This window comes from Labrenzia sp. CP4 (assembly GCF_001579905.1).
In the GTDB taxonomy this organism is placed as follows: domain Bacteria; phylum Pseudomonadota; class Alphaproteobacteria; order Rhizobiales; family Stappiaceae; genus Roseibium; species Roseibium algicola.
Genome location: NZ_CP011927.1, coordinates 4,720,201 through 4,746,223, shown reverse-complemented (window position 1 = coordinate 4,746,223; position 26,023 = coordinate 4,720,201). Strand labels below are relative to the sequence as shown.

24 protein-coding genes are annotated in these 26,023 nt (G+C 59.0%); 6 read left to right on the top strand and 18 right to left on the bottom strand.

Annotated features, from left to right (window positions below; all coding sequences use genetic code 11):
- The first annotated feature begins 38 nt into the window (after positions 1–38).
- Positions 39–1,238, top strand: coding sequence for an O-succinylhomoserine sulfhydrylase (locus ACP90_RS21735; RefSeq protein WP_062491860.1), 1,200 nt, complete (start codon positions 39–41; stop codon positions 1,236–1,238).
- On the opposite strand, the gene ACP90_RS21730 is transcribed toward ACP90_RS21735, so the two are convergent.
- Positions 1,235–1,852: a CDP-alcohol phosphatidyltransferase family protein gene (locus ACP90_RS21730; protein WP_031269656.1), complete on the bottom strand. Its 618-nt coding sequence runs from the start codon at positions 1,850–1,852 to the stop codon at positions 1,235–1,237. The genes ACP90_RS21735 and ACP90_RS21730 overlap by 4 nt on opposite strands.
- 210 nt (positions 1,853–2,062) lie before the next feature.
- On the opposite strand from ACP90_RS21730, the gene apaG reads away from it, so the two are divergent.
- Positions 2,063–2,464, top strand: coding sequence for a Co2+/Mg2+ efflux protein ApaG (gene apaG / locus ACP90_RS21725; RefSeq protein ID WP_023001798.1), 402 nt, complete (start codon positions 2,063–2,065; stop codon positions 2,462–2,464).
- A gap of 13 nt (positions 2,465–2,477) precedes the next feature.
- Here the strand turns inward: apaG and ACP90_RS21720 are convergent, their stop codons facing one another.
- The 3 genes from ACP90_RS21720 to ACP90_RS21710 all read right to left on the bottom strand — a co-directional run bounded on the left by ACP90_RS21720 (position 2,478) and on the right by ACP90_RS21710 (position 4,524).
- The gene (locus ACP90_RS21720) at positions 2,478–2,882 is read right to left on the bottom strand and encodes a hypothetical protein (RefSeq protein WP_023001797.1); all 405 of its coding nucleotides are present in this window, start codon (positions 2,880–2,882) and stop codon (positions 2,478–2,480) included.
- 109 nt (positions 2,883–2,991) lie between these two features.
- Complete coding sequence (locus tag ACP90_RS21715; protein ID WP_062489996.1) at positions 2,992–4,092, bottom strand: alpha/beta fold hydrolase; 1,101 nt, start codon at positions 4,090–4,092, stop codon at positions 2,992–2,994.
- An 18-nt stretch (positions 4,093–4,110) separates the two neighbouring features.
- Positions 4,111–4,524, bottom strand: coding sequence for a tellurite resistance TerB family protein (locus tag ACP90_RS21710; protein WP_023001795.1), 414 nt, complete (start codon positions 4,522–4,524; stop codon positions 4,111–4,113).
- A 322-nt stretch (positions 4,525–4,846) separates the two neighbouring features.
- Here ACP90_RS21710 and ACP90_RS21705 point away from each other — a divergent pair, with 322 nt between their 5' ends.
- Complete coding sequence (locus tag ACP90_RS21705; protein WP_062489994.1) at positions 4,847–6,505, top strand: lysine--tRNA ligase; 1,659 nt, start codon at positions 4,847–4,849, stop codon at positions 6,503–6,505.
- 81 nt (positions 6,506–6,586) lie between these two features.
- Here ACP90_RS21705 and ACP90_RS21700 read toward each other — a convergent pair whose 3' ends face one another.
- The 4 genes from ACP90_RS21700 to ACP90_RS21685 form a co-directional block, all read right to left on the bottom strand.
- Positions 6,587–7,390, bottom strand: coding sequence for a pyrroline-5-carboxylate reductase dimerization domain-containing protein (locus ACP90_RS21700; RefSeq protein ID WP_062489992.1), 804 nt, complete (start codon positions 7,388–7,390; stop codon positions 6,587–6,589).
- A gap of 225 nt (positions 7,391–7,615) precedes the next feature.
- Positions 7,616–9,592 carry a methyl-accepting chemotaxis protein gene (locus tag ACP90_RS21695; RefSeq protein WP_062489990.1) on the bottom strand — a complete coding sequence of 659 codons (1,977 nt, stop codon included), beginning with the start codon at positions 9,590–9,592 and terminating at the stop codon, positions 7,616–7,618.
- 227 nt (positions 9,593–9,819) lie between these two features.
- Positions 9,820–10,761 carry a hypothetical protein gene (locus ACP90_RS21690; RefSeq protein ID WP_062489989.1) on the bottom strand — a complete coding sequence of 314 codons (942 nt, stop codon included), beginning with the start codon at positions 10,759–10,761 and terminating at the stop codon, positions 9,820–9,822.
- Positions 10,762–10,779: 18 nt separating this feature from the next.
- The gene (locus ACP90_RS21685) at positions 10,780–11,463 is read right to left on the bottom strand and encodes a helix-turn-helix transcriptional regulator (protein WP_062489987.1); all 684 of its coding nucleotides are present in this window, start codon (positions 11,461–11,463) and stop codon (positions 10,780–10,782) included.
- Positions 11,464–11,615: 152 nt separating this feature from the next.
- On the opposite strand from ACP90_RS21685, the gene ACP90_RS21680 reads away from it, so the two are divergent.
- The gene (locus tag ACP90_RS21680; protein WP_031269651.1) at positions 11,616–11,960 is read left to right on the top strand and encodes a DUF952 domain-containing protein; all 345 of its coding nucleotides are present in this window, start codon (positions 11,616–11,618) and stop codon (positions 11,958–11,960) included.
- Positions 11,957–13,051, top strand: coding sequence for a quinone-dependent dihydroorotate dehydrogenase (locus ACP90_RS21675; protein WP_062489985.1), 1,095 nt, complete (start codon positions 11,957–11,959; stop codon positions 13,049–13,051). Before ACP90_RS21680 ends, ACP90_RS21675 begins: the two co-directional genes overlap by 4 nt.
- 12 nt (positions 13,052–13,063) lie before the next feature.
- On the opposite strand, the gene ACP90_RS21670 is transcribed toward ACP90_RS21675, so the two are convergent.
- Positions 13,064–14,416 carry an MATE family efflux transporter gene (locus ACP90_RS21670; RefSeq protein ID WP_062489983.1) on the bottom strand — a complete coding sequence of 451 codons (1,353 nt, stop codon included), beginning with the start codon at positions 14,414–14,416 and terminating at the stop codon, positions 13,064–13,066.
- Positions 14,417–14,598: 182 nt separating this feature from the next.
- On the opposite strand from ACP90_RS21670, the gene ACP90_RS21665 reads away from it, so the two are divergent.
- Positions 14,599–15,546 carry a histone deacetylase gene (locus ACP90_RS21665; protein WP_062489982.1) on the top strand — a complete coding sequence of 316 codons (948 nt, stop codon included), beginning with the start codon at positions 14,599–14,601 and terminating at the stop codon, positions 15,544–15,546.
- Between the two features lie 11 nt (positions 15,547–15,557).
- Here the strand turns inward: ACP90_RS21665 and ACP90_RS21660 are convergent, their stop codons facing one another.
- From ACP90_RS21660 to ACP90_RS21620, 9 genes are all read right to left on the bottom strand, one after another.
- Positions 15,558–16,604, bottom strand: a complete 1,047-nt coding sequence (locus ACP90_RS21660) for a hypothetical protein (protein ID WP_062489980.1) — start codon at positions 16,602–16,604, stop codon at positions 15,558–15,560.
- Positions 16,605–16,727: 123 nt separating this feature from the next.
- Positions 16,728–17,003 carry a DUF6460 domain-containing protein gene (locus ACP90_RS21655; protein WP_031269649.1) on the bottom strand — a complete coding sequence of 92 codons (276 nt, stop codon included), beginning with the start codon at positions 17,001–17,003 and terminating at the stop codon, positions 16,728–16,730.
- Between the two features lie 561 nt (positions 17,004–17,564).
- Positions 17,565–18,686 (bottom strand): AraC family transcriptional regulator, encoded by a 1,122-nt coding sequence (locus tag ACP90_RS21650; protein ID WP_062489977.1) that lies wholly within the window; start codon positions 18,684–18,686, stop codon positions 17,565–17,567.
- Positions 18,687–18,835: 149 nt separating this feature from the next.
- On the bottom strand, positions 18,836–21,046 hold the full coding sequence (locus tag ACP90_RS21645; RefSeq protein ID WP_062489975.1) for a 3-hydroxyacyl-CoA dehydrogenase NAD-binding domain-containing protein: 2,211 nt from the start codon (positions 21,044–21,046) through the stop codon (positions 18,836–18,838).
- An 18-nt stretch (positions 21,047–21,064) separates the two neighbouring features.
- Positions 21,065–21,448: a cupin domain-containing protein gene (locus ACP90_RS21640; RefSeq protein WP_023001781.1), complete on the bottom strand. Its 384-nt coding sequence runs from the start codon at positions 21,446–21,448 to the stop codon at positions 21,065–21,067.
- 2 nt (positions 21,449–21,450) lie between these two features.
- Positions 21,451–22,659, bottom strand: coding sequence for an acetyl-CoA C-acetyltransferase (locus ACP90_RS21635; RefSeq protein ID WP_023001780.1), 1,209 nt, complete (start codon positions 22,657–22,659; stop codon positions 21,451–21,453).
- 27 nt (positions 22,660–22,686) lie between these two features.
- The gene (locus ACP90_RS21630; RefSeq protein WP_062489973.1) at positions 22,687–23,325 is read right to left on the bottom strand and encodes a glutathione S-transferase; all 639 of its coding nucleotides are present in this window, start codon (positions 23,323–23,325) and stop codon (positions 22,687–22,689) included.
- Positions 23,326–23,429: 104 nt separating this feature from the next.
- A complete protein-coding gene (locus tag ACP90_RS21625; protein WP_062489971.1) occupies positions 23,430–25,226 on the bottom strand; it encodes an acyl-CoA dehydrogenase C-terminal domain-containing protein in 1,797 nt (598 codons plus the stop codon).
- Positions 25,227–25,557: 331 nt separating this feature from the next.
- A complete protein-coding gene (locus ACP90_RS21620; RefSeq protein ID WP_023001777.1) occupies positions 25,558–26,019 on the bottom strand; it encodes a MerR family DNA-binding transcriptional regulator in 462 nt (153 codons plus the stop codon).
- Positions 26,020–26,023: the final 4 nt, after the last annotated feature.

The window sequence follows — 26,023 nt, the reverse complement described above, 5'->3', positions numbered from 1 at the left end:
GAGGCTGGGGTTTTTTGCGTTTGGAGCGAATGAAAGACATGACTGAGACCACCAAGACCGGAAACAAGAACTGGCGCCCTGCAACCACTCTGGTTCATGGCGGCACCATGCGGTCACCGTTTGGTGAGACCTCGGAGACCATCTACCTGACCCAGGGCTTCACCTACAGCGGTGCCGAAGCTGCCGAGGCCAGGTTCAATGGCGAGGACCCGGGTTATGTCTATTCGCGCTATGCCAACCCGACCGTCACCATGTTCGAGGACCGCATCAAGGCGCTTGAAGGGGCTGAGGCCGCACGGGCAACCGCCAGCGGCATGGCGGCTGTCAATCTGGCGCTGATGGCAGCGGTAAGGGCAGGCGATCACGTGATTGCCGCCAAGGCCCTGTTCGGCTCCTGCCGCTATATTTGCGAAACATTGTTGCCGCGCTTCGGCGTTGAAAGCACGCTGGTAGACGGAACGGACATCGAGCAGTGGAAGGCGGCTGTCCGGCCGAACACCAAGGCCCTGTTCCTGGAAAGCCCGACCAACCCGACGCTGGAAGTCATCGACATCGAGGCCGTGGCACAGATCGCCAAGGAAGCCGGTGCTCGTCTGATCGTCGACAACGTGTTTGCGACCCCGCTGTATCAGTCGCCGTTTCAGCTCGGTGCCGATGTGGTCGTCTATTCGGCCACCAAGCACATCGATGGCCAGGGCCGGTGCCTCGGCGGTGTGATCCTGTCGGACGAGGAATGGATCAACGACGAGGTCATGCCTTTCATCAAGCATACCGGTCCGCACATGAGCCCGTTCAGTGCCTGGGTCCTGTTGAAGGGCCTGGAAACGCTGCCGCTGCGCGTTGCGCGCCAGACGGAAACGGCGGGCAGGATTGCCGACTATCTGGCAAGCCAGTCCAAGGTCGCGCGGCTGATCTATCCGGGCCGGGACGACCACCCGCAGGCCGATGTTGCCAAACGCCAGATGAGCGGCGGATCCACCATGCTGGCGATGGAAATCGAGGGCGGCAAGGAAACCGCGTTCCGTTTCACAAACGCGCTGGAAATCGTCAAGATTTCCAACAACCTGGGCGACGCCAAGAGCCTGATCACCCATCCGGCGACGACCACGCACCAGTCGATTGGCGAGGAAGCGCGCGCGGAACTCGGTATCACCGATGGTATCCTGCGGCTTTCAATCGGTCTGGAGGATCCGCAGGATCTGCTGGAAGATATCGAGAAGGCGCTCCAGGCGATCTAACGGCCTGTCTGCCGCAGCGCCTTCACGCCAATGAGCACCCGGGCGCCGGCGGACACGACGCATATCGCGGCAAAACCATAGGCAAGCGCAGGAAACCAGGCGGGGACCAGGGCCATCAGCAGGAATAGCGCGATGGTCTCGGTACCTTCGGCCAGCCCGCCTATGTAATAGAGCGATTTGGAGCCCTGAGCGTCGGTGGTCAGTTTGTTCTTCTCCGCCATGATGGCAAAGGCCAGAAAGGCCGAGCCGTTCGCGTAGAAGCTGGCAAGAAGTGCCACCGCCGGCAAAGCGTTGCTGGCCGGGTCCTGTATGGCAAAGGCCAGAGGGATTGCGCTGTAGAAGAAGAAATCCAGTGTGATGTCGAGGTAGCCGCCAAGATCGGTCTTGGCCGTTGCCCGGGCCAACGCGCCATCGAGACCGTCTGCAAATCGGTTGACCGCGATCAGGAACAAGCCGATCAGGGTATGACCCGTTGCGATAGCGATGGCTGCCCCCATGCCGGCAGCAAAGCCCGCCAGCGTCACGCTGTTGGCAGTAAGCCCCGTGCCGGCAAGGATCAGGCCCAGCCGGTTCAACGGCGGATCGATCAGCGGGCGCAGGTGGGCATCGAACATGAAGAGATCACTGTTTTGGGTCTGACAGATGGTGTTCTTGCAAAATCCGGCCTCAAATCTCAAGCAATTCCGGCCTCATATGTCACAACCCTCTTTCACGCTTGCGTCATTCGCCCTATAAGCCCCTCCTGAACGAGCGGGCACCACCCGTGGAAGTCGCTTCGGACCGGTCTATTTCAAGGTTCGCAGTTCTGAAATTAAGGAAAAGCCGTGTCTGGCAGTTACACCGCCATCACCCAAGGGATCGAAGTCTCCGTCGAGCCGTTTTATCTGGACGATGAATCGCGTCCGGAAGAGAGCGAGTATATCTGGGCGTATATGGTCGAGATCCACAATGGTGGCAGCGAACCGGTGCAGCTGAAGACGCGTTACTGGCAGATAACCGACGCCAGAGGGCGCCAGGAAGAAGTCAGCGGCGAGGGCGTGGTCGGCGAACAGCCGGTGATAGAGCCCGGCGAGACCTATGAGTATTCGTCGCACTGCCCGCTTTCGACCGACAGCGGCATCATGGCCGGGTCCTACTCGATGGAACGTCCGGACGGCTCCATGTTCGACGTCGTCATTCCGGCGTTTTCACTCGATCTGCCGGATGCGATCCACAGCCTGAATTGAGGCTATCAGCCGATCAGATACTCAGTAGTCCGCCGACAAAGCCGATCAGCAGCCACAAGATCCACTTGCGGCGGTTGAAGGCCGTCAGCAACGTGACCGCTAGTATTCCGAAGATCAGATAGAGGATATGGCCGGCAAAGCCGGTGCCGAGCACCCATGCGAAAAGATCCGGATCCCGGTTCTTTGCCAGATGGAAATGGTCTTCGGCAAACATCACCAGCGCGTCGGCTGCAAGTCCGCAGACGAAGCCTGCAAAGGCAATCATCATTCGCGTGCCCCAGTTCGCCTGCTTTGGAGCGGTGCGAACCTGCACGTACCGGACAGCATAAGGCATGGGGCGCTGTACGCGCAGCCTCTGGCGGCGCCGCCTCAGTGGATAGCGCACACTTGTCCGCTCTCCGATTGCCTGATTGCTCATGTCCCCGTCTCCGCACTGAAGGACCCAAGGGTCCCGGCAGCCCACAAGCGTGCTGTCCCCGCACCGGTGATAAGGCGCGGCGGATTGAAGGACCGAAAACAAAAAGGGTTCAATTTGATCGATCTGGTGAAGTTGAAAGGCTGTTTGCTGTTGAGGCCTGTTCCTTGATCCAGATTGTTATGGTGTCCAGTGCGCCCGGTGCGTAGGCACGGCGCCCCAGGACCATGAACAAGGCCTTCGACCAGGAAGGCATTTGCCCCTCGAGCTGGTAGTTGAAGGCTTCCGCCCGCAACAGCGCATGGGTTGCTTCCGGGACGATCACGAAGCGGTTGGCGGGATTGTTGTCCGTCAGCATCTTTCGATAGATGCCGGAATTGAAATGAGGATCGACATTGAGGTCCTCTGCTCCGTGCAGTGTCAGAACGGGCGAGGAGATACGGGCAAGGGAGGCGGTGGAGTCGGAGGCCGCATTCCGGCGCGCGAAGGTGAAGCGATCTTCCGGCATCGGAACCCTGTCCATGCCGCTGTCGAGATAGTCCTGATACGAAAAATCCCGGTCTAGAAACTTTTGTCCGTCTTTTGCGTCCTGCGCGAGTGTCTTGTCGATCGCCTTGCTGTCTGCACCTGCAAGGTCCAGCCTGCGCCGGGTATAATAACCAGCCTGCCGCAACCAGTTGACGGCTCCGCCGACAATCACGAAGAAATCGCCTTGCGCTGGCTCTTCCGCCAGAATGGGCAAAACCCACCCCGCCTGGGAAAAGCCGAGAAATCCGGCTGGAGACGTCTTCAATTCGGGCTGTTCTTTTGCAGTCGCAAGGGCCGTTGCCGCGAGGCGCGCTCGCTCTTCCATGGAAAAGGACAGCCAGTTGCCCTGGCTTTCGCCGACGCCCGGCTTGTCCCAGGAATAGACGGCAAGACCACTGTCCAGAAGACGGCTGATGAGAGGCATGTACCCACCGCCGGAGTAGCGGTCGGCGGGCCCATCCCCGTGAACGATCAGAACCAGAGGCGGGTTTGCGGGTCGAGAATCTTGCAGGCGGGGCAGGTGCAACGTTCCGGCGACGGAATATCCGTCGAAGGAAAAGGCAATCGGCCGGGTTTCGTATTCAGAAAGATCGAAATCCTGAAGGCCCTGGAAAATCAGGAAAACACCTGCCAGGACGGCAATCGATACCGCCCCGGCCCAGGCAAGGGCCTTCGTTGCTTTCAAATACCTGCTCCGAGAGGATCAGATGGTCCGGTGACGGGCAATCGCACCGCGCTCGATTGCGGCAACGGTGAGTTTGTCGAGTTTGAAGCGGTCGCGCAGTAGCTGAAGGATGCGCAATTCTTCCTTCTCGACGTGGAGATCGGCAGCCGCGACTTCAACCCCAAGCGCATATGCAGTGTCGTAAAGCTTTGCCGGCAGGACGTCGCCAACCAGCTCCAGCACCAGCTGCAAGCCGTTGTCTTCCTGCAGTATGTCGCCGCAGCGCTGGGCTGCCGGGATGATCCGGTTGCCGTCATAACCATTGAAAACGGGCAGCATCTTGATCATGTCGCCGATGGTGGCCAGTTCGTTGTCGGTCATCTGGTTGTCCGACGCCGAGACGATAACCATCACGTAGATAAGGGCTTCCTGTACGCTGATCGGCTCGTTCATAGACACTATTCATTCTCCCGTAGCGCCAAAAGACGGAAAATTTCTTCTTGATCGTGCGCCCGATGTAACGGGTTGGAAGACAAGCTTCAAGTCACCGCTACGAGACAATCGATTGACCGGCGTGATCCGCTTTTTTCCGGCGCGACATGTCCGCAGGCGGAAAGAGTTCGCAAAGCCCGAGATTTCGGTCAACTTAGCTGTGTTCATGTGATTGCACATAGAGGCGCGTTGATCTAGTGTCGCGCCGCAGCAACCGGCCGAAAAGTCAAAAAACCGACCGGGTTGCATTCCATCCATTCTCATGAACAGAACGACTTGAAAAATGACCGATCAATCCCTGCCTCCGCTTGACCTTTCGCAAGAGTTTGTCGAGGCGGCCACGAAATCGAAAGCGTGGCCGTTCGAAGAAGCGCGAAAACTGGTCAAACGGATCGAGAAACGGGGAACGGACAAACCGGTTCTGTTCGAAACGGGCTATGGCCCGTCCGGCCTGCCGCACATCGGCACCTTCGGCGAAGTTCTGCGCACCACCATGGTGCGCACGGCGTTTCGGCTGCTGACCGAAGACAAGATCCCGACGCGGCTGCTGTGCTTCTCCGACGACATGGACGGCATGCGCAAGATCCCGGAAAACGTGCCGGACCGCGCAGCGCTTGAGCCATATCTGCAGATGCCTCTGACGGCGGTGCCGAACCCCTTCGGCGGCGACTATGAAAGCTTTGCCGAGCACAACAACGCCATGCTGCGCCGGTTCCTGGATACCTTCGGCTTCGATTATGAATTCGCCAGCGCGACCGAATACTACAAGGCCGGCAAGTTCGATGACGTGCTGATCCGGGCGACCGAGAAGTACCAGAAGATCATGGACGTGATGCTGCCGACGCTCGGCGCAGAACGTCAGGCGACCTATTCGCCCTTCCTGCCGATCTCGCCGACGTCCGGCCGCGTGCTCTATGTGCCCATGAAGGACGTCAATTCGAAGGACGGCACCATCACCTTTGCGGACGAGACGGGCGAGGACATCACGCTGCCGGTCACCGGCGGCAAGGTGAAGCTGCAGTGGAAGCCCGACTTCGGCATGCGCTGGGCTGCGCTTGACGTCGATTTCGAGATGTTCGGCAAGGATCATATGACCAATGCGCCGATCTACGACAAGATCTGCAACATCCTGGGCGGGACCGCTCCGGAACACTTCGTCTACGAACTGTTCCTGGACGAAAAGGGCGAGAAGATCTCCAAGTCCAAGGGCAACGGTCTGACCATTGACGAGTGGTTGACCTACGCTGCACCGGAGAGCCTTGCGCTCTACAATTTCCAGAAGCCGAAGACGGCCAAGAAGCTCTATTTCGACGTCATTCCGAAGGCGGTCGACGAATATTACACCTTCGTCCAGAAGTACGAGCAGATGCCGGTGGAGCAGAAGCTTCAGAACCCGGTCTGGCACATCCATTCGGGCAACATTCCGAAGATCGACATGCCGGTGCCCTTTGCCATGCTGCTGAACCTTGTGTCCGCCTCCAACGCGGAAAACAAGGACGTGCTGTGGGCGTTCATCTCCCGCTACGCTCCGGGCGTGACGGCGTCGACCCATCCGGAACTGGATGCGCTTGTCGGCTATGCGATCCGCTACTTCGACGATTTCGTCAAACCAACCAAGTCGTTCAAGGTGCCGGACGATGTCGAGCGCACTGCGCTGGAAAAACTGGACGAAACACTGGCAGCCCTGCCGGCCGGTGCGGATGGCGGTGCCATCCAGGATGCCGTGCTGGACGTCGCCCGGTCCATCGAGCGTTATCAGGACCCGTCCAAAAAGGGTCCCGATGGTGGTCCTGGCGTGTCCGTCGTCTGGTTCTCTGCGCTTTACCAGCTTCTGCTCGGGCAGGAAAAGGGACCGCGCTTCGGGTCTTTCGTTGCTCTTTACGGCATTGCCGAAACGCGTGAGATGATCCGCAAGGCACTGGCTGACGAACTGACAGCCTGATTATCAGACTTCAGGAAAAGCGGCGCACCAGCGCCGCTTTTTTTGTTATCAGCTGTGCTCTCCGGCGGAAGAAACGCGGTATCAGTCTTTGCCGGCAATAGTTCTGACGCGCTCCGTACTGGCGTCCAGCCCTTCACTGATCAGAACCGAAACACCCAGTTCCTTCAGCTTGACGAGACCGGCGGCAGTTGTTCCTGCGTAGTCGACCATTTCCTGAACATGTTCCGCCGGAGATCTGGTGTCACCGGCCATGATTTGCCCAGCCGACAGGATCAGCTGTTTTGCGGCGCGTTCAGCAATATGCCTGTCGACACCGTTTGACCTTGCATAGTCCACAATGCAGTCGGCGAAGAAGGCCGCAAATCCCGGTACCGGACCGGTTATGGCGGTGAAGACCTCGATCTGCTGTTCATCCTGGACTTCATCACTCGGGCCGCAGGCCGACAACAACGACTGGACGAGGTCCCTGTCTTCCTGCGAAAGCGACGAAGCCGCACACCAGGGGGAGTAGGCCAGCTGCTTGCCCGCCGCCGGGCTCGACATGGCACGAACGACCTTTTCCGAGCCTGTGAGGGCTTTGAGCCTCTCACGCGAGACACCCGCCATGACCGAGAGGACCAGTTTGCCGGGCGCCGAAATGCTGACCGTTTCGACAAGCGCTGGCGGAACCGACAGAAGGATGACATCACAGGCGTCAGCCAGAAGCTGATTGGATGCGGTGAAGGTGATCTCCGGCCAGCTTTCGAAGCCTGCGGCGGTTCCGGATCGATTGGATATCCAGAGCTGGCGAGGTTTGACACAGCCGCTTTCCAGCCAAGCCGTCGCAATGGCGCTGCCGAGTTGCCCGGTTCCACCAACGATGCCGACCTTGATTTCTCCAGTCATGAATACTCCAGATTCGGGACTTCCGAAGTCCGGAGCCTAATACCAATCAGGAAAAATAAGAAACCGGCGGATCGCAATTGAGCAGAGGTCTGTCAGCAAGTCTGCCTGCGTCCAGTGGTGTGAATGGCTGTAGCAGCCGTTCATTCAAACGTGCATGGCGATAAAGCTGGATAAGGTGCCCATGGGCACCTTATCAGGGTCGTCTGCAGGCATTTCCCGCGAAGATCATTTGTTTTCGTCGAAGAACTGGACGCCCGCCCTGGTGCCGTCCACCCAGATGATATGGCCAAGGCGCTCCTTGCCATCGCATCGAATGCAAACGGTCTTGCCCGCCTTGGCATCCCTTATGCCCTTCAAGCCCACACCGGTCACGGACACGTTTTCCAGCTCCACTGTCTGGGCTCCCCCGTCCAGCAGAACTTCGGCCTTCTTGCCGACGTCCTGTCTTGGCGACTTGCGGGGTTCTGCATCCGCCAGATCGGTTTCCATGGCGGCGGCAAGAACTGTAAGGCCCTTGAGAACTTCCTTGCTGGCCTTGTCCAGGTCAACGAGTGCCGCGAAAGCTTCCGTGGAATTGCCTTGTTCAGTGGCATGCAGCGCCCGGTGACCCGCTTCGTGAACCGCTTTGTGAGGAGCGATCAGGTTGCGGAACGCTGGATGTGATTTGATCTTCTCGTTCTTGATCGAGTCGTACCATTTGCCAAGACGGCAATGATGATGGTCGGGCATGCCGGAAGTCGCCCAGTCGTCGTGGCCGGTCACCGTATCGACGACACGTTTCTTGAACAGGACGTGGTCGATCCGAGCCATTTCCAGCAAGGACTTGTCTGAGTTGGCATCAAAGAAGTTTTTTGCTGCTCCGCTGAAACTGTCGTTGCTCTGTTTCAGAACACGCTGCATGGCGCCGAGCTGCTGATCCGTATTCCGGTTAGATTCAGCGACATTGGCGACATTGCGCGCAATTTCGTGGCTGGCTTCTTTCTGCTGGTGCAGGATGCCCGTTATCTGGGTGACCCGTTCGGATACATTGCCAACCATCCCGTCGATGGATTGCATGAGTTCATTGGCGGCCGCGATGGCATCCTCGCCATTCTGGATGGCGCCTTCGGAGCTCTGGATAGCTGTCTGGATTGTTTCCATGCCAGCGGTCAGTGCTTCGATCCGCTGTGCGATGTCTTCCGTCGCCTTGCCGGTCTGCGAGGCGAGGGTTTTGACTTCCGAAGCAACGACGGCAAAGCCTTTGCCGGCTTCCCCTGCACGGGCGGCTTCAATGGTGGCATTCAGCGCCAGAAGATTGGTCTGGTCTGCGATGGATTGAATGACCGACAGGAATTCGCCGATCTGCGATGCAGCTTCGCTCAAGTCTGACAGGCTCTGCGCGGTTTGCCGGGACGTTGAGGAAATATCGCCGATAGCACTCGACACGGCCGACATCTTGTCCAGGCCATCCTTGGCGGCGTTGTTTGTTTGCACGGCTTCGTTGGCCGCGCCTTCGCTGTTTTCGGAAATCTGGCCGATGGAAGCGACAAGCTGGTCCGCCGCGGCGGAAATCGACTGGCCGTTCGCGTTGGCTTCCTGGGTATTGCGCGACAACAACGCCATCGACATCACGATTTCGTTCAGCTCGCTGATGGTGTTCGCGGTCGTGCGCAGGTTCTCCAGACCGATCGTATCCCGCATTTCAGCGTCTTCAATGCGGCGCTGTTCCGTTTCGAACGCGCGTTGTGCAAGGATCATGTCCAGAAAGAACCGTGTCACCACGGCCTGCATCTCGGCAATCATGGCCTTTTGCGAGAACCGGTGCTTCTTGACGATGACGGGAAGGATTTCGTTCAACAGCCGTCCAAACGCGGACATCAGCCATTCGGCCTTCAGCCCGATCTTTACGTGAGCCTGACCGATACGCGCAGCCTGTCCGATGAACTCCAGGTCCGGGTCGTGATTGAAGATGTATTCCCAGTGTTTGGTTTGCGCGTTTTTGAGAGGAACGGTGTTCTTCTCATGCGTTCCCATTTTCTGGCGCAGCTCTTCTTGCGAAAGGAGCTCTACGTAGAAGCGATCCAGAATGGCCGGAAGGTGTTTTTGAAGGGTGTTCCAAGCCGTCTGCGCAGAAGCTGTATTGCTTCCGGAACTGGACATGAACTTGATATATTTTGCGATATTGTCAGTTTCGACAGTGTTCTTGGGGGCAGGTGTGCTCATATTTCTTTGGTCCTCGTCACGGACTGATAATGTTTGAGCCACTTTCCCTTAAGGGCGTAAATATTGAACTAATTGTACTGATTGATTTGTCTATGTATTAACCCTATTCGCCGAAGGTATGAGCTGCTTCGAGGCGCTCGCAAGGATTTTTCAGCAGCAGTGAGAGGCGGTCGGTTGAGGAGGAGAAACTAAGGCTTGCTTCAACGCGAAGCGGTGCCGCTCCAGCCCTACTGCACCGGCCGTTCTACTTGCGGGTAATCCTCGATTGCCGGTTGACCGTGCCCCGGCTGTTCCGGTTCAGTCCTCAGGCTCCATTCGACGATTTCCGGGGCAAGTTCCTCAAGGCCTGGCAAGGCAGACGGCACTTCTGTTTCCAGTTCGCTCGTCGGCAACTCGGTCAGCCATTCCGATTGCCACTTGCCGACTTTCCTGTCTCTGGCCTTTTCGGCAAGTTCCATGAAATCGGCAGGTGCGTCCGGCGCCGGATCCGCCCAGCCATAGCGGACAAGACGCTTGCTGAGGTCCATCGATCCGCGGGTGCAGGTTGCCAGAATCTGTTGCGGCCCGGTCTCCTCGATCTTTTCGCATACCACCTTCAATTGCCGCACCAGTCCTCTTAAGAAAGTGCGCGCCCTGGCACCGCAGGGCCAGGTGCCACCGAGACGGGAAACACAGGTTTCGTCCGATTTCAGCGGAACGATATGGGCAAGCGTTACTGTCAACCGGTCCGACTTGATGCGTCCGCCGTCGAGAACCTGCACGCGCATCAGCTCCAGTGGGCCGTCCGGAACCGGTTCAATCGGCGGATCCTTCAGTTCCAGGTAGCGTTTGGAAGGTTCGATACGTTTGAGGTCACCTTGTACCTGCGGTGCCGATACCCCCTCCGGCGAAACGTTGCGAATGTCGTTCGGCAAAGGCGCAGCGGCAACGACGACGGGTTCACTTTGTGTCTGTGCAGGTTTCTGCGTCTGGGCTTGGGGAGGGGACGATTGCGGAGCGGGCTCGGGCGTCTCTGCCGGCTCGCTTGTTTCCTCGGCGGTGCTGGTGATGCTGCCTGCCGCTACCGGCTCGTCCTGTACGGACGGCGGGTCTGCCAGGAGCAGCCAGGCGAGCAGACCACCTGCGGTGGTCAGCACGATTGCTGGCGTTATGAGAGGCCGAAGCTTCATCAAATGTGTGCTCGCAGGTTATTGGCTCGCCCAGATAATACGGGCTGTCCACTCGATTGCCGAGTGCTGAAAGCGCACTGACTGTGAATTGTCCCCGATTGTGCAAACCGCCAGGTCTTCGTCGCCTGTCTCCTGCAACGTGTAAAGCGACAACCGGCCACTGTTGAGCTTGATGGCAAGCCTGTCACCGGTGCGAAGGGGCGCGCCGGGAGCAACCACGACGATATCGCCGTTTCTGTAAAGGGGATGGAAGTCTTCGGTGCTGACCTGCAGCGCAAACGCAGCGCCGATTTGGGGAAAGCTGAGACTTTGCCACGTCGCGCCGGCTGGCCGGCCGGCACTGTCGAAGGCGTTTCGCTCCGAGGCAGCATCAAATCCTGCAAGGGGGACCAAAGCTGGCGCAGCGTCGGTTGGCCCGCCCGGGGTTTCGACCCTGGCGGCAAACGTGTTCAAGGCTTCGCCGGTGGCGGCCAGCACCTTGGCAAGCGACTCTGTCGATGGCCACCGTGGGCGTCCGTCGCCCGCAACGCGTTTCGACGGGTTGAAAGCGGTCGGATCCAGTCCGGCACGCCGAGCCAGGCCGGACGGCGAAAGCCCGTTCTGCGAGGCGAGGGCATCAATGGCCGCCCAGACCTTTTCATGTGAGAGCACGGCTGCCGTTTCTCCGTATTGGCGCGACAGGAATAAATACCTTTCGCTCATATGGGTTTTCCCGACCAAAATTCAAAAGAAACAGGCTGGAGTCACTTGTGCCGCTTGTTCGCTACGGTTCGGATGAGTAGTGTCCCGACCGGCTGAGCATGCGCCGGGCCTTTGCCTGCCATGCCATCCCCGGCAAGAGGCAAGGCAGACAGATGACCCTGATTTTCAAGATCGTCCCGAAATCCATGTGGCAGGAGGCAACCGACCAAGGCGTCTTCAAGGGTGCGCCGGTGGACCTTCAGGACGGCTTCATTCATTTTTCCGCCGAGGATCAGGTCCGGGAAACCGCTGCAAAGCATTTCGCGGGCCAGCAGGATCTGTTGCTGGCCGCCTTTGATGCTGATGGGTTTGGCGACTTGTTGAAATGGGAAACTTCCCGGGGCGGGGCCCTGTTTCCCCATCTCTATGGCTCGCTGGACCCGAAGGTCGCACTCTGGGTGAAGGAACTGCCGCTTTCACCGGACGGGTCACATGACTTTCCGGAGCTGGATCAATGATACCGCCTTTCCTTGAAAACGTTGCGCTGAGAGGCCTGCAGTGCCTGGACGCCGAAACCGCGCACCGTGCGACTGTTGTGGCTTTGAAATCCGGTTTGATGCCGCCGCGCCGGAAAGTGTCTGACCCGCGCCTTGCAGTGAAGCTCTGGGATCTGACCTTTCCCAATCCGCTCGGAATGGCTGCAGGGTTCGACAAGAACGGCGAAGTGCCCGATGCGCTGCTGAAGCTGGGGTTCGGATATACCGAGGCAGGATCGGTCACCCCGAAGCCACAGCCCGGCAATCCGCGGCCGAGGGTGTTCCGCTTGCCCGCAGACGAAGGCGTGATCAACCGCTATGGATTCAACAACGAAGGCCACGCAGCCTTGCGCCAGCGGCTTGAAGCCCGCCGATGGTTGACGGGAATTGTGGGCATCAATGTTGGCGCCAACAAGGATGCAACCGACCGGATTGCCGACTACGTCGCCGGTATCACCGCATTCGCCGATATGGCGTCTTATTTTACCGTCAACATTTCTTCACCCAACACACCGGGACTGCGCGACTTGCAGGCCCGGTCCGCACTTGCCGATCTGCTGACCGCCGTGATCACGGCGCGGGACGAGTGCACGCAGACGTTTGGGCGCAAGGTTCCTGTGCTCTTGAAGATCGCGCCGGACGTTGCTGATGAGGACCTGCAGGATATCGTCGAGGAAGTGCTCGCCAAGAGCGTCGACGGCCTGATCGTCTCCAACACGACGATCGGACGAGATGGCCTGAGCGGCAAGGGGCCGGCACAGGAAACCGGAGGCTTGTCGGGCAAGCCCCTGTTCCGGAAATCGACCATCATGCTGGCGCGCGCACGCAAACTGGCCGGACCGGACCTGCCGATCATCGGTGTCGGCGGTATCGACAGTGCGGAAACCGCCTGGGCCAAGATCACGGCGGGGGCGGACCTGTTGCAGCTCTATTCGGCCCTTGTGTTCAAGGGCGCGGGGCTGATTGACGAGATCCTGAGCGGCCTTTCTGCAAAACTGGACCAGCACGGGATTGCGTCGCTTCGCGACGCGCGGGATGCCAATGTCGATGCCTGGGCATCGGAAACGGCCTAGATACAGCTGTTCTTATGCGTTGCCGAACGTCTCGGCTGCCCGCTTTCTGCAGGCGGCCAGCAATGTCAGGCCACGCGTTCCGAAGAACAGCAGGAAGGCGAGCCAAAGACCGTGGTTCCCCAGGATAGGAAACAGAAGGTAATAGGCAGCCAGGTAAACGACGAGCGACAACAGCATCATGTTGCGCATGGTCGATGACCACGTAGCGCCGATAAAGACCCCGTCCATCTGGAATGCCAGCACGCCGAAGACTGGGGTCAGTATGGCCCACACAAGATAGGTCGACGTTACCTGACGGACATCTTCTGCCGTTGTCATGAAATCGATCATGTACTGCCCGAAAAACCAGAACAGCGTCGACAGGATCCCCGCCAGGGCGAAGCTCCACAGTGCTGTCAGTTTCAATGCGCGGTCAAAGGCGGGCCGGTATCTTGCTCCAACTGCCCGGCCGGCAAGCTGTTCCGCCGCAGTTGCCAGGCCATCCAGAAAGAACGCAGCCAGCATGATGAACTTCTCAAGCAAAGCGTTTGCGGCCAATACGGTGTCACCCTGGTCTGCCGAACGCGCCGTGAAAAACGCGAAGGCGAAGAGAAGGGTGAAGGAGCGGATCATGATGTCCCGGTTGACGGCCATCATGCGCACCAGCAGGCGGCGGTCGAAAATCACCTGTAAAGCCGGCCAGGACGTCTTGCCGGTGGTGAAGACGACCAGGCAGACGCCCAGTGCCGTTGCCGCGATTTCACTCAGGACAGTTGCCAGCGCGACACCTTCCACGCTCCAGCCGAAACCGGTGACGAACCAGACACTGAGTCCGATGTTGAGCCCGTTCAGAACAAGCTGAAGCACCAGCCCTGTTCCCGCACGCCCGAGGCCGATGAACCAGCCGAGCATGGCATAGTTGGCAAGGAGAAAAGGGGCACTGTAGACGCGGATGTCAAAGTAGCGGCTCGTTGCGGCCTGCACATCCGCACTGCCCCCCAGGAACCAGAGCCCGATTTCTCGCAAGGGGGCTTGCAAGAGGATGACCAGCAGACCGCCGATGGCCGCAATCACGAAGGCGCGCAGCAGTGTTGCCCTGACTTCTTCTTCGTTCTGGGCGCCGAAAGCCTGGGCTGTCAGGCCTGTCGTCCCGGACCTCAAGAAGTTGAAGGTCGTGAACACCAGGTCGAAGATGATCCCGCCTATGGCAATCCCGCCAAGCAGAGCCGGGTCGCCAAGGCGGCCGATCACGGCCATGTCGACGATGCCGAGCAGGGGCGTCGACAGATAGGCGAGTGTCATCGGAATGGCGATGGCAAGAACAGTGCGGTGGGTAACCGCAAACGCCAGTTTCGGCCGCTCGCCGGTTGCTGAAAGTTGGGACATCGATGGCTCGCTTCGAGAGGAAGACCTTCATGTCTGCCTTGCCTCGGCACGTCAATTCATTTCGGCACATACCGGGTATTCACGGACATGGCTGCCGAATTTGCACTGAGCCGTAAAATTCGGATCTGCTGTGTCGTTCAAAGGGGTGCCCGTAGCGCCGGCGCGCCTTATATTGCGCACAGATGACCCTGCCTATCGTTCACCATCCGGCCTATTGCGCTGATCTTCCCGCCAATCACCGGTTCCCGATGGACAAGTTCCGTGCCGTCGCCGAGTTGATACGGCAGGAAGGGCTTCTCGGCGACAGCGCCTTTTTCAGGCCTCGTCCCGCTCCCTTCGAGTGGGTCGCACTCGCACATGATCCTGCCTATGTGGATCAGGTCTTCAATGCCCGGGTGCCGGAAAAGGTGGCGCGGGAAATCGGTTTTCCGATGCGCGAGGACATCGCCCTTCGGGCGCGCTGTGCAACGGGCGGGACTGTGTTGACGGGATATCTGGCGCTGGAACACGGCATTGCCTGCAACACCGCCGGCGGCAGTCATCATGCCCGGCGGGCGCATGGCGCCGGGTTCTGCGTCTTCAACGATGTTGCCGTCGCCATCAAGGTGCTGCAGGCGGACGGGGCCATTCGAAGGGCGCTGGTGGTCGACCTGGACGTGCATCAGGGCGACGGTACTGCGGATATCTTTCAGGGAGATCCGGATGTCTTCACGTTCTCGCTCCATTCGGAGAAGAACTACCCCGTGCGCAAGGTCCCCTCCCATCTCGATATAGGTCTTGCCGATGGGACGAGTGACGAAGTCTATCTTGCTGTTCTGGAAGAGGTTCTGCCTGACCTGCTGCGCCAGGAGCCCTGGGACATTGTTTTCTTCAATGCCGGTGTCGATCCCTATGCCGGTGATCGTCTCGGCAGACTGTCGCTGTCACGAGAGGGGCTTTGCCGGCGTGACCGCTATGTCATCGAAACGGTGCGAAAGGCGGGCGTGCCGCTGGCAGGAGTTCTGGGTGGAGGCTATTCGACGGATATCGACGAATTGGCCGATCGCCATGTGACACTGCATCGAACAGCCAAGGCTGTGATGGCTGAAGATTTCACTATGGTTGCGGCGCATGAACAGGTGGCCGGCTAAAGCCAGCCGGTTCATACCAGGATATCGGACACCTGCAGGGAGACCGATGTCGAACCGGTTGCGGTCGAAACCCCGTCCGTACCCGCAGGGCTCGCGGTGGAAGCTGGGCCTGGCTGCGCGCTGAAATCTGAGGCCCTCAGTGCCTTGACGCCGTCCTTGAGATCTGCACGGACGTCTTTCAGATCTTTTTTTGTGTCGCGCTCATCGCGCTTGAGCAGGCGTTCTATCTGTTGGGCAAGAGATTTGATGTCCTCAGCCATCTTGGCGAGGGCTTCCTTGTCGCCCTGCAGCCCGGACCTGCGGCTTGCGGCGAGTGCCTTGTTCGTTTCCTGTTGCTGTTCTGTGTAGGTCAGGACAGCCGCTTTCAGGTCTTCCCGCCAGCTGTCCGGTTCCCGTGCGCCTGCGGAAGTACCATCCTGCTCCACTCCGGTCTGAGCCTGACCCGTCGCCTGGCTCTCCGGTCCCGAAGTCGCAGCACTCGTTTCAGATCCGGATACCGGAATTTGTGTCTCGGGACTGCTCGCTGCCGCAGAAACCGTCTCGACCAATGCGGAGGTTGCATTAACCTGCGTCCCGGCACCGGTTATGACATCTGCTGTGGCGGCGACGTTTGAAGCGCCTGAAAGAACACCCGTGCCGACGCCTCCACCGCTCAAGCCCTGGCCTGCCGACTTGAGGTCCTGGGAGGCGGACTTGAACTCCTTGGAGATCTGTTTCAGCTCCTTGAGCAGACGCTTGGCCTGCTCCGGCGTTGCGAACCGCAGCATTTCCTTGAGCCGTTCGATGCGCTTCTGGACCATCTCGATCTTTTGCCTGCGCATCGCATCCTTGTTGTTCTCTACCGACCGGGCGAGGCCGTCGCTGAGCTCAACAGAATCCTTGTAGGTTTCGAAGAGGGATTTTGCCTTGTCCGCGTCGTCGGCCGAACCGTTGGCCCCAAGAAACGTGGTGAGCGTTTGTGCGGCAGCAAGCGAACCTGAGCGATTGTCCGCACCAGAACCCGCGCGGGCGTAGGCCTGGTAGGAGGCAGCAAATTTCGATGTTGCGATGGCGGACATGCAAGGGCCCCTTAAGGCTCGGGGAGGTTCCGCCAGTTTCAGTTAATTATGATTAAGAAAGGGTTAATTTCCCGCAAGGGTTGCGTGCTTGCCTTAAGTGACAAACGCAGGCCTCTGCCGGGACTAGCGGTTTCGACCCATGGCCAGAATGCGAGTAACCAGCCAGATCGGGACAACCACCATTGCGCCGATAACCAGATACTTGCCCAGGCGTCCAAGGGCGTTGAAACCCATGTTCCACAAGCGTTCGACAAAATCGATCGACATGGTGATCAGGTCGAGCGGGTCGAGGTTCAGCGCGGACAGGATAATGCCGACAACGAAGGACAGGAACACAAGCCGCAAAAGCACCTGGGCTGGTGAACCTCCCAGAAATCGGCTCAGGCCGGTGTCGGACATATGTGTCTCCTGCATGACGTTGCTTACCATTCCTGGCCAGAAGTTAGGAATATTCGGTGTCGATTACAATGAGGCCTGGCAAGCACGGCGGCAACTCCAGCTCGTGCGAAGGCCGTTTGTAAAATTTCTTATTAATTAAGTTTGGTGTCGTAATTCGTAAAGTTCTGTTCGCTTCCTGCCAAAGACGCAGAGGCCCTGCTGGCGTATTAAACTTTCAGGAATGTGCATCTAGATTGTTTGCGGCCACCCACAACCGCGACGGTCTGCCTTCCTCTACCTGCGGTGAAAGACAGCCGCCGGACCGGCACAAGTGTTGAACCGGCAGAAAAGGCGCACACACTGCAGGATGGGCCAGCCGCCATCGACCCGTCCTGTTCTTCATGCAAATGAAAGAGCAGCCGATAGTGGTATTGGCGGGTTCAGTCGAGTGTTCTCGACGGAACCGCCGGCAACAAGAATGATCTCTGGCACGGTGGTGACAAGCCCGTAACCGCCGTGCCGCAATTCTCAAACCATCACAGCTTCGCGGTGACCAAGCCCTGTCCAGGGCTGGAAACGAAATCATTTTGTGGCAGCGGATTGCCGAACAGCGGAGGGTGTCGCCACCGTGACCTTGGAGCGCTGCATCGGTTGCTTGCGCCCCGTCGTGGAATTAGCAGCAGCAGGAGATCTGGAGCGGGGTGCATCCCGAACCTTCTTGGGGGAGACGCCAAACCATGTCTTCACGGCGCGCGAAAAGGTGCTCAGTTCCGAAAAGCCGAGGAGATAGGCGATCTCCTTCATCGGAAGGTCCGTTCCCAGAAGATATCGTTCGGCTGCGGAACGTCGTACTTCCTCGCTTAGCTGACGGAAGCTGGTGCCTTCCTTTTCCAGAAGCCTCTGCACCGCCCTCTGCGACATGCCAAGTTTCGCTGAAATGAGCGGCAGGGTGCATGTCCCGGTCGACAGACTGGCGGAAACTTCATTGGCAATGCGCGACAGCGGAGATTCAAACTGGCCGAACCTTTCCAGTTCCGAATTCGCAGACGTCAGGATGATCTCGTAAAGGTGGGCGTCGTGGCGCCGGAGCGGGCGGGAGAGCAACGTTTTCGGAAACGAAATCCTGTTGCGGGTCGCGCCGAACTTGATCCGGCCCTGATATTTCTTCTGAAAAATGGACGTGCAATTTGGTTGTGAGGTCGCGAGCTCGATAAGGATTGGCGGCGCTTTCATGTCGAGTGCATGTTCAATCTGCTGGGTCGCCCAGCCGATGCGTCCAAACACGTTCTGTCGCCATTCACCGCGTCCTTCAAGGATAGGCCATTCCACGAAGCCGCCGGTCTCGTCTTCCTCGAAAATCACCCGATAGGCATTGGTTCTGATCGGACTGAACTTCGCCCAGGCCTGACAGGCTTCCCTGAGTGACGGAGCGCAGGCAAACAGATAGTCGAAGATTGAAAAGCAGCCGATGTCGATCGTGTTGAACAGATCGAACATGACGGCGTCATCGCCCAGAACATTGGCGATATGTTCAAAAACGGCATGCCAGGCGGCTATCGGCACGGTACCTTGCGGATCGTCCAGGCTGGCGAGATCGAATTCATAGTCCCTGGCCATTTGAGGCCAGTCCAGATTGGCGTTCGAACAAATGTCGCGCAGAACGCGGAAGACATCCGAGCGCGCCCATTCGCCATCTAGCGGCATTCGTATCTCCAGCCTGCCCATGCTTAATTTCAAGCAGAACTGTGCATGACAAGTCACGCCGGATCAAGTTTTGTCGTAAAATGCTAACAATTGCTGGCGAATGCGATAGGCCGATGCCGCTCCCGTTCGGAAGCGGCATCGGTTGTCGATCAGGCTGCGTCCTTGACCTTCGCTTCGGCCTTCGGCGGGAATTTGCCGTAGAACGTCTCGTTTTCCTTGGCCATATCCTTCAGCAGCTTGTTCGGCTTGAAGCGCGGCCCCCACTTGCGGGTGAACTTCTTGCACAAGTCGACAAAGGCCGGCGTGCCCATCATGTCGATATAGCTGAGCGTACCGCCGGTATAGGGGGCGAAGCCGAAGCCAAGGATGGAGCCGACATCGGCTTCACGCACGTCCGTCAGGCACTTTTCCTCGAAGATGCGGGCGGTTTCGAGCGCCTGCATCACCAGGAGACGCTGCTTGAGTTCCTCGATGTTGAAGCTCTCTGCAGGTTTCGGCTGACCGGTGACTTCCGGAATGCCGGGCCACAGGCTCTTGTCCTTGCCCTTGTAGTCGTAAAAGCCCTTGCCGTTCTTGCGGCCGAAACGCTCCTGCTTCACCACCATCTCTTCCAGGATGTTGTCGAGTGGGCCTTCGACATATTTGACGCCGAGGTCCTTGCGAGTTGCGGAAACGATCTTCCAGGCAAGATCCAGCGCCACTTCATCGCCAAGCGACAGCGGTCCGACCGGCATGCCGGCCATCTTGCCCGCATTCTCGATCATCGCTGCCGGAACGCCGTCCGCAAGCATCATCAGACCTTCGCGGATATAGGTCATGACGACACGCGAGGTATAGAAGCCGCGGCTGTCATTGACGACGATCGGGGTCTTCTTGATGGCCTTGATATAGTCGAGCGCCATGGCAAGCGCGCGATCGGAAGTGCGCTTGCCGAGGATCACTTCCACCAGCATCATCTTGTCGACGGGCGAGAAGAAGTGAATGCCGATGAAGTTCTTCGGCCGCTTGGACGCCTGCGCCAGGGAGGTGATCGGCAGTGTCGAGGTGTTGGAAGCATAGATGGCACGAGACTTCATCACCGCCTCGGCCTTCTCCGTCACCGCCTTCTTGATCTCACGATCTTCGAAGACGGCTTCGATCACCAGATCGCAATCTGCCAGGGCTTCATAATCGACGGTGGCGGTGATCTTCGACAGCAGCTTTTCCTTCTGCTCCTCGCTCGCCCGGCCACGCTTGATCGCCTTGGTGATCAGCTCTTCTGAATGAGCCTTGCCCTTGTCGGCGGCTTCCTGGTCGCGGTCGATCAGGACGACGTCGATGCCCGCCTGTGCCGTAACATAGGCAATGCCTGCACCCATGAAGCCTGCGCCGAGAATGCCGATCTTGCGGATCTTGTTTGGACGCTGATCCACCGGGCGGCGGGCCAGCTTGTTCAGCTCCTGCATGGAGACGAACAGCGAGCGGATCATGTTGGCGGCTTCCGGGGCCTGCAGCACCTTGGCGAAGTAGCGGCTTTCCACTTGAAGCGCGAGATCCATCGGCAGCTGCAGACCTTCGACGACGGAGCGCAGCAGGTAGCGGGCACCCGGATAGTTGTCATAGGTCTCGCGGCGGTAGATCGCATTGGCGGCCGGCCAGAACTGGAAACCGGCTGGGGAATAGACCTTGCCGTTTGGCAGCTTGTAACCCTTCTTGTCCCAGTCCTTGACCGGGTCGAGGCCTGCCTTCAGCATCTTCTTGGCGGCGGCGACCAGTTTCTTGGTCGGGGCGACTTCATCCACCAGTTTCATCTGTTTGGCCTGGGGTGCCCGCAGGGTGCGGCCCTGGAGCAGGAACTGCATGCCCTGCTGTCCGTCCGTCATGCGCATGACACGCTGGGTGCCGCCGGCGCCCGGAAAGAGGCCTACCTTGACTTCCGGCAGACCCATCTTCAGGCCTTCGTCAACGACGCGGCCATGACAGGCCAGTGCCAGCTCGGTACCGCCGCCCATGCAGGTGCCGGCAACGGCGGCGACGAACGGTTTGCCGCAGGTTTCCAGCTTGCGGTAGACCTGAGAAAGCTTGCGCGATCCTTCGAACAGAGCCTTGGCTGCAGCTTCCGCATCGTTACCGCGCTTGATGTGGAAGTCCTTCAGAAGCCCTTCCAGCATGGTCAGGTCGGCACCACCGGAAAAGGCGGACTTGCCGGACGTGATCACGGCCCCCTTGATGGCGTCGTCACTTGCCACCTGGTCGACAATCGCATCCAGCTCGTCCATGACCGACAGATCGATGACGTTCATCGATTTTTCCGGCATGTCCCAGGTGATCAGGGCAAAACCGTCCTCATCGGTTTCAACGGTGAAATTCTTGTAGCTCATTTGATGGTCCTCCTCGGGTCAGGCGCCGGTCGACTGCAGATGGGCGCGCTGTTGCGCAGCCGTCTTCGTGCCGTCGACGACAACGTCGCCGGTGTGTTTGGTCTCTGCGGGTTCGAACAGCATCACCCAGCATTCGTCTTCTGCGAGCGGATTGTGCTCGACGCCCTTGGGCACGACGTGCATGTCGCCGGCGTTCAGGACGACATCGTCCCGGTCGCGGTAGCGGATGGTGAGGCTGCCCTTGATGATGAAGAAGAGCTCGTCCTCGTCCTGGTGGTCGTGCCAGACGAACTCGCCTTTCAGCTTCGCAAGCTTGACGCTCTGGTCGTTGACGTCGGCCACCACACGCGGCGACCAGTAGTCAGTGATCTGGGCGAATTCCCTGTCGATGTTGCTGATCATGATCAGACCCGCTCGATGATGGTCGCTGTTCCCATGCCCGCGCCGATGCACAGCGTGACGAGAGCGGTGTTGAGATCGCGGCGTTCCAGTTCGTCGAGCACGGTGCCAAGGATCATGGCGCCGGTGGCGCCGAGAGGATGGCCCATGGCAATCGCACCGCCGTTGACGTTGACCGTTGCCGGATCAAGATCGAAGGCTTGCTGGTAACGCAGGACGACGGAGGCAAAGGCTTCGTTGATCTCGATGAGATCAATGTCCTTGATGTCCATCTTGGCGTTTTTCAGAAGCTTTTCGGTAACATCCACCGGACCGGTCAACATCAGGGCCGGTTCGGAACCGATATTGGCGAAAGCCTTGATGCGTGCACGCGGCTTCAGGCCGGAGGAACGGCCTGCGGTGCTGGAACCGATCAGAACGGCGGCAGCTCCATCGACAATGCCGGAGGAGTTGCCGGCGTGGTGCACATGGGTGATCTTTTCGATTTCCGGATGCGCCTGGATGCCGACCGCATCGAAACCGCCCATGTTGCCCATCATTTCGAAGGAGGGGTTGAGCGAGGCGAGCGACTGCATGTCGGTTTCCGGCCGCATGTGCTCGTCCCGGTCAAGAATGGTGATGCCGTTGACGTCCTTCACCGGCACGACGGATCCGGAGAACCGGCCATCTTCCCAGGACTTGCCGGCGCGCTTCTGGCTTTCCACCGCATAGGCATCGCAGTCATCGCGCGAAAAACCGTATTTGGTGGCAATCAGATCAGCCGAGACGCCCTGGGGCATGAAATAAGAGGGGATGGCCACCTGCGGCTCGATCGGCCAGGCACCGCCGGAAGCGCCAAGGCCGACACGGCTCATGCTTTCCACGCCGCCGGCGATTACCAGCTTGTGCTGGCCTGCCATGACCTGGGCCGAAGCCATGTTGACCGCGTCGAGACCGGAGGCGCAGAAGCGGTTGATCTGCATGCCCGGAACCGACTTGTCGTAACCGGCCGCAAACACCGCCGCACGGGCAATGTCGCCTCCGGCTTCCCCGACCGGGTCGACACAGCCCAGGACAACGTCGTCCACCCGGGTCGTGTCGAGACCGTTCCGGTCGCGGATCGCTTCCAGCGCGGTGGCCGCAAGCCGGACGGCGGGCACTTCGTGCAGCGAACCGTCCTTCTTGCCGCGTCCGCGCGGCGTGCGCACGTGGTCGTAGATATAGGCTTCGGGCATCAGATCCTCCTCTAGATCGGATTGGCCTCAGGTCTTATCCGGCAAGGGATGGCCGGGCATGAGGTCGTAAGGATGTTTCCAGCCGGGCAGAGCCTTGATCCGCCCCAGCCACTTGGTGACATTCGGATAAGCCTCGAGATCGATCCCGAGCTCACCTTCGTAAAAGAGGTAGCTGCACAGCGAGAAATCCGCGCTTGTCGGCTTCTTGCCGATGGCGAAGTCATTCTTCGCGAAATGCTTGTCCAGGATGGCAAGGGCGGATTTCGACCGCCCGTCGAGCCATTTGACCACGTCCGTCTCGCCGGTCTTCATCAGCGTGCGCAGGAAGCGCAACGGACCGAGCAAGCCGGAAACCTTCTGGTTGTCGAAAATCGTCCAGCGCAGGATTTCCCGCCGCTCTTCATCGTTTTCCCAGCCAAAGGCGCCGAACTTCTCGGACAGGTCGTCCATGATGACGGCGGACTGGGTCAGGATGTCGTCACCATGCACAAGCACCGGCACTTCACCCATCTCGTTCAGCGTGTCCCGGAATTCTTCGGTTCGGGTGACCCCGTTGAAGAAGTCGACCCACTCCGGCTTCCAGTCGGCGCCGCACAGCTCCAGCATCAGGGCCACCTTGTAGGAGTGTCCCGACTGGGCCATGCAGTGAAGAACGTATTCAGCCATAACTTGAAATTCCCCTCGCAAATCAAATTGGAACGCGACTATAGCCGCCGGTTTCGATTTGCGGGCTCAAATTTCCGCCATCAGCGAGCTGGCCCCCGGACGCTTTAAAAAGCGTCCGCGGCAACCGACATCATGGTTTCGGACCCGGACGAGATTCGGGCAAGATGCGCGCCCGTTTCCGGCAAGGTGCGTTCCATGAAGAAACGCCCGAAGGTCAGCTTGGTTTCCAGCCATTCAGCCTTTTCGCCTGCGCCTTCCGCGACCTTTTCCTGAATGGCCTTTGCGATCTTCGCCCACATGTAGCCAAGGGCAACAAGCCCGAAGAGATGCATGTAGTCGACGGAGCCGGCACCGGCGTTGTCCGGGTTCTTCAAGGCGTTGTTCATGAACCACATGGTCGCGGCCTGAAGATCGTCCATGCCCTTCTTCAATGGCCCGGTGAAGGCGGCAAGGGCCTCGTTGTCCTTGTTCTCCTTCAGGAAGGTATTGACCTCGTTGAAGAAGCTCATGACAGCCCGACCGCCGTTCGCGGGCAGCTTGCGGCCGACGAGGTCCAGTGCCTGGATGCCGTTGGCGCCTTCGTAGATCATGGCAATACGGGCATCGCGAACGAACTGCTCCATGCCCCACTCGCTGATGTAGCCATGGCCACCATAAAGCTGCTGGGCATTGACCGCATTGGCAAATCCGGTGTCGGTCAGAACGCCCTTGAGCACGGGTGTCATCAGCCCCATCATGTCGTCGGAGAACTGCTTGGACTTCTCGTCGTCGGACCTGTGCGAGACATCGCCATGAAGCGCGGTCCAGATGACGAGAGCACGGGCGGCCTCGTTGAACGAGCGGATTTGCATCAGGGTACGGCGTACGTCCGGATGCACGATGATCGGGTCGGCGGGCTTGTCCGGGTTTTTCGGTCCGGTGAGGGCGCGCCCCTGGATGCGATCCTTGGCGTAGATGACGGCATTCTGATAGGCGACCTCCGACTGGGAGAGCCCCTGAACCGCAACGCCGAGGCGGGCCTCGTTCATCATGGTGAACATGGCGCGCAGGCCCTTGTTCTCTTCGCCGATCAGCCAGCCGGTGGCATCGTCGTAGTTCATCACGCAGGTGGCGTTGCCGTGAATGCCCATCTTGTGCTCGATCGAGCCGCAGGAAACGCCATTGTTGTCTCCCACCGAGCCATCGTCGCCGATCGCGTTGCGGGGCACGACAAACAGCGAAATGCCCTTGGTGCCTTCCGGGGCGCCCTCGATGCGGGCCAGCACCAGGTGGATGATGTTTTCCGCCATGTCGTGCTGACCGGCTGAGATAAAGATCTTGGTACCGGTAATCTTGTAGGAGCCGTCGGCTTGCGGCACCGCCTTGGTGCGGATGAGGCCGAGATCCGTTCCGCAGTGCGGTTCGGTCAGGTTCATGGTGCCGGTCCAGGTTCCGGCGATCATGTTGGGAAGGTATGTCTGCTTCTGATCATCCGTGCCGTGGATCGTTAGGGCCGCAACGGCCCCTGCAGTCAGGCCCGGGTACATGGAAAAGGCCATGTTTGCCGAAGAGGCAAATTCATTGAAGACGGTGGTCAGAGTATGCGGCAGGCCCTGTCCGCCGTAATTCGCGTCCGCCGACAAGGTACCCCAGCCGTTTTCGCAAAACGCCTTGTAGGCTTTCAGAAAGCCTTTTGGTGTCGTGACCGTGCCGTCGTCGTTGCGCGTGCAGCCTTCGCTGTCGCCGGTCTGGTTCAACGGCTGGAGAACTTCTTCCGCGAACTTGCCACCTTCGCGCAAGATCGCTTCCACAAGGTCGAGAGGTGCATCGGAAAAACCTGGCAGGTTGGAATATCGGTCATAGCCGAACACGTCCTTCAACAGGAAAAGCGTGTCATCGACGGGAGCGGTATAGCTCGGCATGGAAATCCTCCCAGATCTGCCGTTTATGTCTCGACCTTACGTTTCCGTAAACGTCACCTTGAGGCCTATATACGCGTGTTGTTATTGCCCGGCAAGTGGTGTCCCAACGGAAGGGTTGTCAAAAAAATACGCCTAAAACATGCTGATGGGAATGATTTCCGAAGGTCCCGTGCGCGAAATCGTGTTGCGAGGTGTCGTTTTTGGGAAATTTCACAGTTTTGGAAAAAGGGCGTCAATTCTCGCAAAAATTGCAAGTTGGCGGACGCACAAACAAAAACCGCCGGCGTTGCCGCCAGCGGTTTCAAAACTCTGAGGTCGAAAGGAAAGGGACTTATGCCTCTTCCGCTTCCTTGTGCTTCAGCATGCCGGAAACGATCTCGACAGTGCGCGACAGTTCCTCGATGGCCTGTTCGATGTCCTTGCGCTGATCTTCCAGAACGGCGATCTGCTCGTTGAACTTGGACAGGGCGACGCGGAGCTGCGTCACCTGACCGTCGCGCAGGTCGTAAAGGTCGAGCATGTCGCGGATCTCGGACAGGGAGAAGCCAACGCGTTTGCCCATCAGTACCAGTTTCAGGCGGGCACGGTCGCGGCGGTTATAGACGCGGTTCAGGCCGTCGCGCTTGGGGTTGAGCAACCCCTTGTCTTCGTAAAAGCGCAGCGTGCGCAGGGTGCAGTCGAATTCTTTCGCCAGGTCGCCGATTGTGAACTGGGTTTTCTTTGTGCTGTCGTCGTTTGCGGACACAACGTCCACAAGATCGTCTTCATTGAGGATCGAAAGCGCTTCGCTCATAGCA